The sequence below is a fragment of the Thalassospira alkalitolerans genome, from assembly GCF_002115745.1.
GTDB lineage: Bacteria > Pseudomonadota > Alphaproteobacteria > Rhodospirillales > Thalassospiraceae > Thalassospira > Thalassospira alkalitolerans.
The window spans coordinates 41,303-54,065 of record NZ_JFKB01000016.1 but is presented as its reverse complement, the minus strand read 5'-3'; the positions used below and the strand labels follow the sequence as shown (position 1 = coordinate 54,065).

13 protein-coding genes are annotated in these 12,763 nt (G+C 52.9%); 3 read left to right on the top strand and 10 right to left on the bottom strand.

Features of this window, described 5'->3' with window-relative positions:
- Positions 1–118 precede the first annotated feature (118 nt).
- The 7 genes from TALK_RS18205 to TALK_RS18175 form a co-directional block, all read right to left on the bottom strand.
- On the bottom strand, positions 119–1,807 hold the full coding sequence (locus tag TALK_RS18205; protein WP_085620578.1) for a hypothetical protein: 1,689 nt from the start codon (positions 1,805–1,807) through the stop codon (positions 119–121).
- A gap of 254 nt (positions 1,808–2,061) precedes the next feature.
- Positions 2,062–2,682 carry a PqiC family protein gene (locus TALK_RS18200; RefSeq protein ID WP_085620577.1) on the bottom strand — a complete coding sequence of 207 codons (621 nt, stop codon included), beginning with the start codon at positions 2,680–2,682 and terminating at the stop codon, positions 2,062–2,064.
- Positions 2,679–4,364 carry a PqiB family protein gene (locus tag TALK_RS18195; protein WP_085620576.1) on the bottom strand — a complete coding sequence of 562 codons (1,686 nt, stop codon included), beginning with the start codon at positions 4,362–4,364 and terminating at the stop codon, positions 2,679–2,681. The genes TALK_RS18200 and TALK_RS18195 overlap by 4 nt, the downstream gene beginning before the upstream one ends.
- A complete protein-coding gene (locus TALK_RS18190) occupies positions 4,361–5,650 on the bottom strand; it encodes a paraquat-inducible protein A (RefSeq protein ID WP_085620575.1) in 1,290 nt (429 codons plus the stop codon). The genes TALK_RS18195 and TALK_RS18190 overlap by 4 nt, the downstream gene beginning before the upstream one ends.
- Positions 5,651–5,788: 138 nt before the next feature.
- Positions 5,789–6,688, bottom strand: coding sequence for a LysR family transcriptional regulator ArgP (locus tag TALK_RS18185; protein WP_085620574.1), 900 nt, complete (start codon positions 6,686–6,688; stop codon positions 5,789–5,791).
- Positions 6,689–6,715: 27 nt separating this feature from the next.
- Positions 6,716–6,940 (bottom strand): hypothetical protein, encoded by a 225-nt coding sequence (locus TALK_RS18180; RefSeq protein WP_085620573.1) that lies wholly within the window; start codon positions 6,938–6,940, stop codon positions 6,716–6,718.
- A 34-nt stretch (positions 6,941–6,974) separates the two neighbouring features.
- Complete coding sequence (locus TALK_RS18175; RefSeq protein ID WP_085620572.1) at positions 6,975–7,193, bottom strand: hypothetical protein; 219 nt, start codon at positions 7,191–7,193, stop codon at positions 6,975–6,977.
- Positions 7,194–7,371: 178 nt separating this feature from the next.
- Between TALK_RS18175 and TALK_RS18170 the strand changes: the two genes are divergently transcribed.
- Positions 7,372–7,998: a LysE/ArgO family amino acid transporter gene (locus tag TALK_RS18170; protein WP_085620571.1), complete on the top strand. Its 627-nt coding sequence runs from the start codon at positions 7,372–7,374 to the stop codon at positions 7,996–7,998.
- A gap of 56 nt (positions 7,999–8,054) precedes the next feature.
- On the opposite strand, the gene TALK_RS18165 is transcribed toward TALK_RS18170, so the two are convergent.
- Entirely contained in the window at positions 8,055–8,633 is a 579-nt protein-coding gene (locus TALK_RS18165; protein WP_085620570.1) for a thymidine kinase, read from the bottom strand.
- A gap of 109 nt (positions 8,634–8,742) precedes the next feature.
- Positions 8,743–9,654, bottom strand: a complete 912-nt coding sequence (locus TALK_RS18160; RefSeq protein ID WP_085620569.1) for a LysR family transcriptional regulator — start codon at positions 9,652–9,654, stop codon at positions 8,743–8,745.
- Between the two features lie 121 nt (positions 9,655–9,775).
- On the opposite strand from TALK_RS18160, the gene TALK_RS18155 reads away from it, so the two are divergent.
- A complete protein-coding gene (locus TALK_RS18155) occupies positions 9,776–10,456 on the top strand; it encodes a type 1 glutamine amidotransferase domain-containing protein (RefSeq protein ID WP_085620568.1) in 681 nt (226 codons plus the stop codon).
- Positions 10,457–10,526: 70 nt separating this feature from the next.
- Positions 10,527–10,727, top strand: coding sequence for a heavy-metal-associated domain-containing protein (locus TALK_RS18150; protein ID WP_085620567.1), 201 nt, complete (start codon positions 10,527–10,529; stop codon positions 10,725–10,727).
- Positions 10,728–10,820: 93 nt separating this feature from the next.
- On the opposite strand, the gene TALK_RS18145 is transcribed toward TALK_RS18150, so the two are convergent.
- Complete coding sequence (locus TALK_RS18145) at positions 10,821–12,485, bottom strand: methyl-accepting chemotaxis protein (RefSeq protein WP_085620566.1); 1,665 nt, start codon at positions 12,483–12,485, stop codon at positions 10,821–10,823.
- Positions 12,486–12,763: the final 278 nt, after the last annotated feature.

Here is a 12,763-nt window from a genome sequence, read left to right as displayed (position 1 = left end):
CGAATCTTGCCAAATCATGTTTGGCAAGATTCGCAAGGGTGTTATTTTGCGCGGTTCAATATACCACGCACCCCACAACAATGGGCCAAAGCTCAACCCCCAAGAAAAGGGGTCGGAGCTAGAACCCGCTTCGCTGTAACAGGGCATAGAAGTCACGAATCGTGCCTTCCTTGGCCGTCATATCCTTGATGTCATCGACCAGCTTGTCGGTAAAGTTTGGCTGCTTCAAATATCCAACCACGCGCTTTCGCGCCATTGATGCCGATTTGCCTTCAATCAAAACACCGCTCGAACAAAATTGCACAAGCATATAGGCGCGTTTGCGCAAATGAAGCGCCGGATTATCAATCCGTTCGATCACTTTTTCCCGCACCAGATATTGCATCAGACCTTCATCAAGCTTTTCGCCAACACGCTGCTTCTGCGCGTCGGTCAAATTCGACGACTGAATGGCATCATTCATCAAGGTAACAGTCACCATCTTGTCACGGGGCTTGGCATCCGCATCACAGAACGCGCGCAATGCCCGCATGTCCTTGACGGTATCAATCAACATCTCGAACAATTCGTCTTCGAATTCTTCGGCAATCTCTGAATTGCTTGCGGCTAACAACCACGCCAGTTTGCGCCAGTTGGGTGTCAGGCGACTGTTGATTTCCGCAATCCCTTCGATCATCGCACGTGGTCCGCCAACATTGCGAAGCCGTGCCCCACGTTCGGCAAGGGCTGATACCATCGGCGTGCCGTAAACAACGCCCTTGTCACTGATCAAACGATCCAAAATACCGACCAGCGGATCAGGATCACCTTCATGACGGGTCAGATTGTTGGGACTTCTGATTTCGCGGACAATATAGTCAAAAAGCGCGTTCTGCGACGTCGCCAAAAGACCGGAACCAAACAGCGGATTAAGCAATTCAAGGATATCATCGGCCGCCCCGCGATTGCCCTGTGCGCGTCCCAGCGCCAGATCAATATGCAGGATCACGGCATCGCCGAAACTGCGCGAACTGCCCAATAATTCCTTCAACGCCACCGGCGATCCCAGGATATCGGCAATCACATCATCCAAAAGCTTGCGGGCGGCCTCGTCTTTTTCATCGCCCTTGACCTTAAGCGCCAGATCAAGCTTGCCAACCCAGTTGCGGCTCGATGACAAAACCCGTGTCAGCGCAACCATGGTCAGGAAATCGGTATCTTCGGCAAGGTTAAGACGGCGAATTTCGTCGCGCACTTCGGAAATCGTCGCGTCTTCGAATGCCGGCAGATCGACTTTTTCAACTTCACGCGCCCGCGCCGAAAGCTGCTCAATCGCGCCATGCAGTTTGTTCATGGCCTCGATATGGTCGCCTTCGGTGGCCTTGGCATGAATGCCCGCCACCTTGTCGACCGCCGTCGGCATCAAGGTGTCATGGAACATCAACTTGCGCAGGTTCTGGTAATTATACATTACCTCGCAAGGAGTCAGAATTTCCTGTTCGAAATATTTGCGCAAGAGACGGTTGATGGTCGCCCGACTTTCCGATCCCAAAAGATCGTTATCGGACGCGCACAAAGGCGCATCATCAATGGCCGAGACACGAACATCTTTTTCGTCGTCTTCGCCTGCACCCTCTTTTTCAAGGATAACCTTTTCAATATGCCTGCCGTCGGCGCGTTCCCAATCGCGAACAACCCTAACGGCTGAGACCTTGGTCTTTAAAACCTTCTCGGCTTCGTTGACCGCCTCTTTTTCGACATCAAAGGTCGAATGAATAATCCAGCGATCCCCTCGCTGGACTCGTATTTCAAATGTCGTATCCGACATAACGCGCACTGGCTCCCTAACTTCCTGTTTGGGGCGGCATTTACATGCCCTTATTCAGTCAGGCGCGTGTCCCAAGTTTTTTTTTATATTTGAATATCTTTATAAGCCCATTGTGATTGTAAAAACAATAGACTGATCGATAACTTTTAAAAAGATCTGCAAATTCACGGCTTCCCGCGCACTGCAAACACCCTTTATTCCCCGATTACAGGCGGTGCAAAACCACGCCCCGGCAAAATCACATCCGGGCAAAATTATCTGCGATAGGCCGCTGAAATCGAATCACTTAATCGACCAAGAAGGATGCTCATTGCCGCAACGGTTGCTTCGGTCGTGGTGTCACGCGGAATAATCGTATCGGAAAATCGTTCGGATACGACAATTTCACCGCTTGCAAAATTTACGATTTTCCAACGCGCGGCCATGCCCACCGACCCATCGGGCTGACGTTCAAACTGGCCAAAATCAACCACCACCTGCCAGACAACCCCGTCGCGTGAATTCCACGGAAATGTTTCGATCCGTTGCGGATGAAGGCGGCGATCCAGATTTTCGATCAACACCCGCTGAATGTTTTCATCCAATGGCTCGGCCCAGCGATCAAACTGATTGATGATCAACCGGTTGTCGCTGCTGCGCGTCACAAGTTGGGTCCGGTCCAGATGACTGGGAATGGCAATCGGCCCAATTCCCATCACCGCCGCCCCGGTTGTGGCTTCTGATGGCGCATTCACCTCATCTGGCGACAACATAAAATAGCGTTCCTGAACCGGGGCACTGCATGCCCCAAGCCCCCCGACCGATAGCGCCAGAACAATACCGGCCAACCGGTTTCTGATCCTTGCTACCTGCGTTATCTGCATTATCTGCATCATTCTTCCTCCCGGCGGCCCGGCTTACCCAGAATCAGGGCATTCGGGTTTTGTTCAAGGAAATCTGCCAGATCCCGCAACGACCGCGCCGCTGCCGACAGTTCTTTCAGGGTTTCCTCGAAATTATAGCGGATCGGCGAATTGGGCGATGTCACATCACGCACCCCGCCCAATGCCGCCTGCGCGGCCTCAAGCGCATTTTGCGTTGCAGGCAACACGCTGGTATCCAGATTGGTGACAAGCTGGCTAACCCCGGCGGCGGCCTGTTTCAGGCTGTTCATGCCTTCGGTAATCGCGGGCGATGTCACGATATTTTCCATCCCCTCGACCGTACCAAGCAACCGAATGCCGATTTCCTCAATCGGGAATGTCTCGACCTTTTCCAAAAGCGACGTCAACGAATTGCTGATTTCGTCAATCTTCTGCGGCAGGGTCGGCAACTCTGGGATCTTGCCCTTTTCATCGCCCAGATAGCGCGGCGGTGTCACCGGATACATGCCAAGATCAACAAACAACTGACCGGTGATAAAGCTCCCGGTTTTCAGGCGCGCCCGCATCCCGCGATCCACCAGCGTTCCCATAATCCGGTCATATTCATCACCATCTGCATCATTTCCACCCACCATCTGCACCCGTTCAGGTTCCAGTGTCACTTCGACCGGCACGCGGAAGGATTGATTGGCAATGACATATTCCAGATTGACGCTATTGACCGTTCCAACCCGAATACCATTAAATTCAACTGGTGCGCCGGGCGACAGACCGCGCACGGATGAATCAAAATACAGCACGAATTTCTGTGTAATGCCATGCGCCAGTATTTCCGCCTGCTTGCGATTGTCATGCAGACGGAACAGCGTATCGGATTTCGCTGTTTCAGATTGCAGGCTTTCTTCCGGCGTATAGAAATTAATCCCGCCGGCCAAAACCGACCGCACCGATTGCGCACGGACCGAAACCCCTTCGGCACTCAGATCAAGACTGATGCCGCTGGAATTCCAGAACCGCGTATCCTTTTTCACCAGAACATCAAACGGTTTGCGCACATAAATCGGGATTGAAACCCTTTCGGCCGCCATATCCAGATTGGTATCAAGAACCTCGCCAACCTCGACCCCGCGCAGCAAAACCGGCGTTCCGACCGCAACCGACCCAAGTTCGTCGGCCATCAGGATAAACCGTGTCCCGTCTGATCCATCGGGCACATATTCCGGTTCTTCCGATCCGGCGAATTTACGCGCCTTTTTGCCCATTTTGTCGGGCACAACTTCGATATAGGCGCCCGAAACAATGGTCTGAAGCCCCGATATCCCCTGTGCCGAAACACGTGGGCGCACGACCCAGAATTTCGTCTTATCGGTCAGATAAGGATCAAAATCGGCATTCATCCGCATCGTCAGAACAACATGTTCAAAATCATCGCTCAGATTAATCGAAGTAACCTGCCCGACATCAACATCCCGATATCGCACGGCGGTTTTTCCGGCGGTCAACCCCTCGGCGGTCATGAACGTTACCGTGATTTCCGGCCCCTTGGACGCGGCATCGCGCCATAAAAGCCACCCGCCAATAATCAGGGCAACAATCGGCACCAGCCAAACAATCGGCAGGTTCTGAAACGCTTTTTTCACGTCGGGCCGGCCGGGTTGCCCCTGATCGGCATTCCGATTGGTGTCGTCGATCATGATGACATCCCCTGTTCTTTCTGCATGCCCGCCCGGTCCCATATCAATCTCGGATCAAAGGCCATTGCCGACAACATGGTCAATATGACCACGGCGCAAAATGCCACTGCCCCGAAACCCGGTGCGACGGTTGCAATGTTACCCAATTTCACCAATGCCGCCAGTATCGAAACCATAAACACATCAACCATCGACCAGCGCCCGATCAATTCGGTAATCCGATAGATTGATGTCCGCTGGCGAAGCGACCCGATTTTTCCAAACCAGGTCGCGGTGTAAACCCACCCCAGCAAAACGATCTTGATGATCGGAACCGCAATGCTGGCGGTAAAAACAACAATGGCAATCGGCCATTCACCCGATTGCATCAATGCCGCAACCCCCGACACAATCGTGTCGGACTCTGCCCGCCCCAAATAGGTGATCGTCATAATCGGAAATATATTGGCCGGGATATAAAGCACCATCGCCGCAACCAAAAGCGCAAAGGCCCGCGACAGGCTTCCGGCCTTGCGATGATGCATATGCGTCCCGCAACGTGGGCATTTCCCGCCATGCTCTGCCGCTGCCCGGTCCGTCGCCACAAAGGCACAGGTCTCGCATGTCATCCACCCCGTCACCTTGCCGCCATCGGCCTTGGCTCGGCGTAATTTCTCAAGCTCTTCAACTGTCGTATGGTGCAGGTTTTCCGGCTCTAACCGCCGCCAGATAGTACGCGGATCAAGGGTCGTACTCATCAGCAATGTCGACGGGATCAACGCACAAACCGCATAAAATGCCGGTCCGGCAAGAACATCGGCAAAATCGGTCAGCTTGGTCAGCGCAACCAAAAGCCCGATCAGGAAAACATCAAGCATCGACCAGGGCCGAACCGCCGACAATATCCGCCAGACAGGTCGCAACCCCGGCACAGCAAAGCCAAACCGCAAAGGCGCCAAAACATAGATATATGCTCCGATCAATAAAAACGGGGCGACAATCGATGTTACCGCAACCATAAAGGCAAGGAACGGAAACCCTTCCTGCCAAAACGTCACAACACCACTGATCAGGGTGTTGCTTTCGGTCCGTCCTTCCATGGCAAAGGTCAGGATCGGAAAGGCATTGGCAATCAGAAACAGCACAAGGGCCGTAATGGCAAAGGCCAACGGCCGTTCAACCGTCCCTTTTTGCGCCTGATAAAGCGGTGCCCCACAGCGCGCGCAGCGCGCAACAAAGCCCGGCGGAATGTCGTCTTCAACATGCAGGTAATCGCAATGTTCACAGGCAACAAGGCGATGCGACATTCAATCTTCCTGTTTCCAAAAGGCATTTGTCCGTAATCTGAACATCATGTGAGTAAGCGGCAGAATGAGCCCCCTGTCAAATAAGGCCATTGATTTTCGCATATCGGAAAACCCGAAACTAAACGCGATCCCAACCGTTTAGTTCCCGATTTGGGGCAAATAATGGCGCGCTTCGCTCAGAACGATGTCATTGACCTGTGCCAGAAGCCCGCTTTTCATATTCCAGTGATGCCAATAAAGCGGCCGCTCTATCGCATGCGGACATGGCTGCACCAAACGTCCAGCCCGCACCCCTTCTGCAGCCTGATGTTCCTCGACCACGGCATAGGCAATCCCCTGCTCGGCCACAGTGACAAAACCTTGCGAACTTGGCACGGTATGGGCCGGAAACTCGCCCGGTGCCAATCCGAAATACTGGCTTAAATATTGATTTTGCAATTCATCATGGCGTGAAAAATTCACCGCCGGGCAGGCGCGCAAAGTATCGGCACTCACCCCCTTGGCAAAATACCGATCACAAAACGCCGGTGATGCCACCATGATATAGCGCATCGCGCCCAAGGACCGCACCCGGCATCCCTGTATCGGCTTGGCCCGCAAACTGATTGCGCCCAACACCGTCCCGGCCTGTAGTGCCTCGTGATTTAACGCCTCATCCTCGACCGTCAGATCGATCAGTAATCCCAACTCCTCAAACAACCGTTTGGGCACATTCACAAACCATGTCGCCAGACTATCGGCATTGACCGCGATGGCAATCTGCCCGAAATGGCTGCCAGATTGCAACTCGGGCAATTCCTCATACAATTCCCGTTCCAGCAGGTTGACCCGTTGATAATGCTGCAAAAGCCGCTTGCCAGCATCGGTTGCTGCAATCGGTTTCGACCGGATAATCAACGGCTGACCCAGCCGGTCTTCCAGCAACTTGACCCGCTGGGATATAGCGGACTGCGTCAGCCCCAGATCGCGCGCCGCCTTTTCAAAACTGCCATGACGGATCACCTCGGCACTGGCCTGCAAAAGTTTGTAATCAAGCATCAAACAACCCCACCAACAAACGTCCAATCAACCCAACATCACACCAAAATCGAAATGCGAAAGCGCGATCCAAAGCAGAGTAAAAACCACCCCACAAGCCGATGCGCGTGCAAAAGCAGGAACAAGAACCGAAACAAGAACCGATGCAGGAAACAGCACCAGAACCAACGCCAAAATCAACACCGATGCGCCCTCTACCTCAGCCTCAGCCTCAGCCTCAGCCTCAGCCTCAAAGTCAACGTCAGCTGCCACACCTCACACGCGACTTACTCACCCACCTTCTTTCTCAACCTTGCCGCCCCGCGACACCATTCCTGACCACCTCGCCGCCTTGCACGCCGCACCACCGCGCAACCACTTCGTTACCCTGCGCCCCGCAATACAGCGCAAACACATCGCTGCCTTGCACCCTGCAATACTGCCCGACCAAATCGCCGCCTTGCGCCTTGCACCCCGCGCCACCGCGCGACCAAATCACCGCCTTGCGCCCCGCATCACCGCGCAAACACTTCGCTGCCTCGCACCCCGCCTCACCGCCCTGCGACAGTGCTTTGCTGCCTTCAGCATTATTTATATAAATTTTTCTAATGTTACTTAATCATAATTCGATTTTTTAATTTCACCAACCTGCTATCAACAGGCATCGAAACCACATCGCATTACCCACACAAACGGATATCGACATGCTTTTGACCTTTGCGACCGGATTTGGCCTTGGCGGCGGACTTATTCTTGCGATTGGCGCACAAAACGCCTTTGTGCTCGGTCAGGGCTTGCGCCGCAGCTATCCGGTGATGGTCGCCTTTGTCTGTGCGTTCTGTGACGCGATCCTGATTGCGGCCGGGGTTGCCGGCCTGGGCACCCTTGTTGCGTCCTATCCGCTTCTGACCCAAATCGCCGCATGGGGTGGGGCCGCCTTTTTGATCTGGTATGGGTTTGGCGCGCTTCGGCGTCTGTTTGAAACCGAAAGCCTGTCAGAAAGCGATGTTAAACAGGCCGATTGGAAAGCCATCCTGTCGACCACACTGGCCGTTACCCTTTTGAACCCGCATGTCTATCTTGATACCGTTGTCATGCTGGGCGGGATTGGCGGGCAATTTCCCGCCGATGAACGTCTGACATTTGCCTTGGGTGCCATGACGGCAAGTTTCGTGTGGTTCTTTACCATCGCACTTGGCGCGGCGTGGCTGGCCCCCTATGTCGCGCGTCCAATCACATGGAAAATCATCGATGGCATCACCTGCGCGGTGATGTGGCTGGTGGCCTATAAATTGCTTGCGCCGGAAATTGCGATTTTGATCAATTCCTAACCAAAAATGCGCAATCAGGATGATTATTCATTTTTACTTGTGAATTGAAACCGGGTTTATTGCCCCATCGCATCCTTGAAATGACGACGGCAAACCGAAACATATCGATCATTGCCACCAATCTCGACCTGCGCGCCTTCGCGGACGGTATTGCCGTTTTCATCAACCCGCAAAACCATCCCCGCCTTGCGCCCGCAATGACAAATTGTTTTAAGCTCGTTCAGTTTATCTGCCCAGGCCAAAAGCCATTTTGAGCCTTCAAAAAGCGCGCCCTGAAAATCGGTCCGGATGCCATAACAAAGCACCGGAACGCCAAGCTTATCGGCGACATCGGACAACTGCCAAACCTGATCCTTGGTCAGGAATTGCGCCTCGTCGACCAGAATGCAATCGATGTGATTTTCATCAAGCTTTTCCTGGATCAACCCGCACAGATCCGTTGTCGGTTCAAACAGCAAAGCCGGGGCTTCTAGGCCAATGCGTGATGCAATTTTGCCAACACCAAAACGGTCATCAAACGCCGCCGTTAGCAGCAAGGTCTGCATACCGCGTTCCTGATAGTTAAAGCTTGATTGCAAAAGCGTCGTCGATTTACCCGCATTCATCGACGAATAATAAAAGAACAGCTTGGCCATGATCCCCCCCCAATGTCGTTATTGGGGAATAGCCGATCCATCGGTTTTGATCAATATGGCAACCGCATCACAAACACCATTAACGGCCGTTCGCAGCGGATAACCGCGGTTAACCTGCACTGCGTCCAACATCAATACCGCGCATTTCACGACGCATGAATTCCAAAAGCGACTGAATTTTAGCACTGCGCGTCACCCCATCGGCAAAAACGGCGAAAACTTCCAAATCGGGCAGTTTGCATTCGGGCAAAACATGGATCAGATCCCCCCGCACGATTTCATCGGCAACATCGCATAGCGGCACCACCGCAAGCCCGTGCCCGCCGCGCAGGAATTGCAGGCGCGCCGTCGCATTATCTACCCGCACACTGCCCGACACGCGGATACGTTTTTCCTGATCATTGCAGGTCAGACGCAGGGTTTCGGGCACGCGGCTATACATCACCCAGTCATGATCGGCGAGCTGTTCGGGCGTTTCGGGCAATCCGTCGCGTGCAACACAGGCCGGGCTGGCCGCGATGATGCGATGAGTGCGATACAGCTTGAAACTTTTAAGGTCCGAGCTTTTAAGCGGCCCGGACCGAATACCAATATCAATTCCCTGCCCGATCAGATCAACAACCTCGTCCGTCAGATGAACATCTATCGCCACCCCGGGATAGGTCTGACGAAACCGATCCAAAATCGGCACGATCCGCAAGGTCCCCAGATGCACCGAGGATGTGATCGAAATCTTGCCAACCGGCTCATCGCGCAGCACTTCAACCCGTTTTCGGGCGGCCTCGGCCTCCAACGTTATCGTCCGGCAACTGTCATAATATCGCGCCCCGGCATCGGTCAGACTGAAATTGCGCGTACTACGCCGCAGCAACGGCACGCCAAGTTTGGCTTCCAACTGTCGGATTTGATGCGATACCGCCGCCCGGCTTAACCCCATCTTGCGCGCAGCCGCAGAAAACCCGCCATCTTCGACCACACGGGCGAAAATCATCATCGCGCGAACTTCATCCAGTACTGACATTCTGACCGCTCATATAATTTGACAATCTGTTCATTTCTTCGATCTGGCGCAAATTAAATCAGCATCCTATCTTAGGTGCAAATCCTATTCATCCCCCATTCACATGCGAAGGACCAAAATAATGCGCATCCTGATGATTGTGACATCCCACGATAAAATGGGCGACACCGGCCACAAGACCGGTATCTGGCTTGAAGAACTCGCCGCGCCGTATTTCCGCTTCCGTGATGCCGGTGCCGAAATCACCCTTGCATCACCCAAGGGCGGTGAACCGCCGCTTGATCCCAACAGTCAGGTGCCCGATGCCTTAACCGAAGCCACCAAACGGTTTGAAGGTGATGAAGCGGCCCAAAAAGCCTTCGCCAATACCGTGACACTGGACGGTTTGAACGCGGACGACTTCGACGCCATCTTCTATCCCGGCGGTCACGGCCCGCTTTGGGACCTGGCAACCGATGCCAAATCCATCGCCCTGATCGAAGCCTTTGTCGCACAGGACAAGCCGGTTGCTGCCGTTTGCCACGGCCCGGCCGCGCTGGTGAATGCCAAAACCAAAGACGGCAAACCGCTGGTCGCGGGCAAGAAAGTCACCGGCTTTACCAATGACGAAGAAAAAGCCGTTGGCCTTGAAAAGGTTGTGCCGCTTTTGATCGAAGACGAATTTAAAAAGCAGGGCGGTCTTTATGAACGTGGTGACATGTGGGCGTCTTATGCCGTTGTTGATGGCAAACTGGTAACCGGCCAAAATCCGGGTTCCAGCGATGCCACCGCCGATGAAGTCATGAAGCTTCTGGGCAAATAATCGCTTGACCTTCTAGCGGCTGGCACCACCATAATCACAGAATAAATACGTGTTTTAAGGAGCCACCAGCATGCTGAAACTGAAAGTCGATGACATGAGTTGCGGCCACTGCGCCGCAACCGTAACCAAAGCCGCCCAAAGCGTTGCCGGTGTCGAAAAGGCCGATGTCGATCTTGCCAAAGGCGAGGCTTTAATCACCGGCACACCCGATATTGCCGCCTTGATCGCCGCCATTGACGATGCCGGTTTCCCGGCAAAGGAAATAATGTGACGGCCAGTTCTCTTCCGGCCTAATGGAGAGTTCACACACAAATGCGAGAGCCTGGAGGTATCCGGGCTCTCGCATTTTGACAGAACAGAAAGATCAAGCGGCCTTCACAGCAGCCAGGAACGATTCGACGTTCAGGCGCAGAGTGTCGGCCTGCTGTGACATATCCTCCGATGCCCGAAGCACCTGTTCGGCAGCGGCACCTGTTGAGGAAGCAGCTTCGTTCACGCCGTGGATATTGACCGTTACTTCGCTGGTACCAGCAGAAGCCTCCTGAACGTTACGGTTGATCTCCTCGGTCGCGGCCCCCTGCTGCTCCACCGCACTGGCAATGGTTGATGCGATTTCACTGATCTCTGCGATCGTTGTTCCGATGGAGTCAATTGCAACAACCGCACCATCGGTCTCGTTTTGAATCGCGGTAATCTGGCTGGTAATTTCCTCAGTCGCCTTGGATGTCGCATTGGCAAGGTTTTTGACCTCGGCGGCGACCACAGCAAAACCTTTCCCTGCCTCGCCTGCACGAGCGGCTTCAATCGTGGCATTCAAAGCCAGAAGATTAGTCTGCGCTGCGATATCACTGATCAGCCCGACCACATCGCCAATTTTCTGGGCGGCCTCGGCAAGACCTCGAACCTGTGCATTCGTGCTTTGTGCTTCGGCAACAGCCTTGTTCGCCACACGGGATGATTGAGTAACCTGATGACTGATTTCAGAAATCGAAGCACTCAGTTCCTCGGACGCACTGGCAACGGTCTGAACATTATTTGATGCCTGCTCAGCCGCCGCCGCAACAACAGTCGATTGACGACTGGTTTCTTCTGCTGTTGCCGTCATTGAGGTTGCCGTTCCCTGCATTTCAGTTGCTGCAGACGCTACCGCCTTCAAAACCGCTGAAACATCGGAATCAAAATCACGGGTCAGGTTCTCGATCAATTTTGCACGGGTTTCTCGCTGCTTCTGGGCCTCGACTTCTTGGGCAGCCAGCTCTTCAGCTTTGATCATGTTTTCCTTGAACACCATGACGGCCATGGCCATATCGCCAATTTCGTCTTTGTGATCCAGCCCCGGAATGTCAATGGTTTTATCTCCCCCGGCAAGAACCCGCATGGCATTTGTAATCGTAATGATCGGGCGTGAAATCCCAACACCGATCATCCAAGCAGCCGCCAAACCAACCAACAAAGCAATGCCGGAAAGGATTTCAGAAGTGATAACAGCAATGCCTATTTCAGCCGTGGCTTGCGGACCAAGTTCATCCTGGTCAGCATTGAATGACAATTTTAATTGTTCGATATTCCCGGCGATCTGCGGAGCAATGACGGTTAGAGTTCCCTCGATAATCTGTTTTTGCTCGACCGCATCGGTACTTTCAACCAGCTCGTGAAAAGCCGCGAAATATTTAGCAATATTCCGATCTATCTTTTGAACAACAACGACTTCTTCCGGGATTTTGACAAGCGACAAAAACTCGCGGCTTAGCTTCATCGTTGCCTGTAGTCTTTCAGTTGCCTTGTCTAGGTTTTCCGCAGTACGCTGCATCTGATAATTGAGAACTGCAACCCGCGCTTCGAGCAAGTTAGCCTGAACGCGTGATGCCTGATTTGATTGCCGTGCAATCTGACGGTATTGGGTAAAATTATCATCAGCATCCGTTAATGAGATGACAGATACCACCGATACTGCAATCAGCAGAACCAGCATCAACCCAAACCCACCAAACACCTTGGTGGCAATTTTAATTCGTTTCAAAAAAGCCATGTCCCCTATCCTTAATAAGGTTCGCGTATATTTTACGTAATTTAATTGTTAAATAATCCTGCAAAACTATATACTTTTGCCAATCCCCCCATACGAAAGCATGAGTTTCTTTTTCCGCCCTAATCAAAGAAAATCAGTTCACTTAAAACAAAGCTCCCCTAAAGGCCTTGAATCAATGTGACCTGCTCGTTTGTAACTCGGAATGAAACACTCAGTATCATTTCAGGTGATGATGACATACCCTCTTATTTTCAACCACTTAGGGGAAATGACAAACA

Excerpts from the sequence above, each read along its gene's own strand:
- TALK_RS18185 (WP_085620574.1), bottom strand. The coding sequence starts at position 6,688 with ATGCTTGATTACAAACTTTTGCAGGCCAGTGCCGAGGTGATCCGTCAT.
- TALK_RS18145 (WP_085620566.1), bottom strand. The coding sequence starts at position 12,485 with ATGGCTTTTTTGAAACGAATTAAAATTGCCACCAAGGTGTTTGGTGGG.
- TALK_RS18155 (WP_085620568.1), top strand. The coding sequence starts at position 9,776 with ATGCGCATCCTGATGATTGTGACATCCCACGATAAAATGGGCGACACC.
- TALK_RS18205 (WP_085620578.1), bottom strand. The coding sequence starts at position 1,807 with ATGTCGGATACGACATTTGAAATACGAGTCCAGCGAGGGGATCGCTGG.
- TALK_RS18160 (WP_085620569.1), bottom strand. The coding sequence starts at position 9,654 with ATGTCAGTACTGGATGAAGTTCGCGCGATGATGATTTTCGCCCGTGTG.
- TALK_RS18150 (WP_085620567.1), top strand. The coding sequence starts at position 10,527 with ATGCTGAAACTGAAAGTCGATGACATGAGTTGCGGCCACTGCGCCGCA.
- TALK_RS18200 (WP_085620577.1), bottom strand. The coding sequence starts at position 2,682 with ATGATGCAGATAATGCAGATAACGCAGGTAGCAAGGATCAGAAACCGG.
- TALK_RS18195 (WP_085620576.1), bottom strand. The coding sequence starts at position 4,364 with ATGATCGACGACACCAATCGGAATGCCGATCAGGGGCAACCCGGCCGG.
- TALK_RS18165 (WP_085620570.1), bottom strand. The coding sequence starts at position 8,633 with ATGGCCAAGCTGTTCTTTTATTATTCGTCGATGAATGCGGGTAAATCG.
- TALK_RS18190 (WP_085620575.1), bottom strand. The coding sequence starts at position 5,650 with ATGTCGCATCGCCTTGTTGCCTGTGAACATTGCGATTACCTGCATGTT.
- TALK_RS18170 (WP_085620571.1), top strand. The coding sequence starts at position 7,372 with ATGCTTTTGACCTTTGCGACCGGATTTGGCCTTGGCGGCGGACTTATT.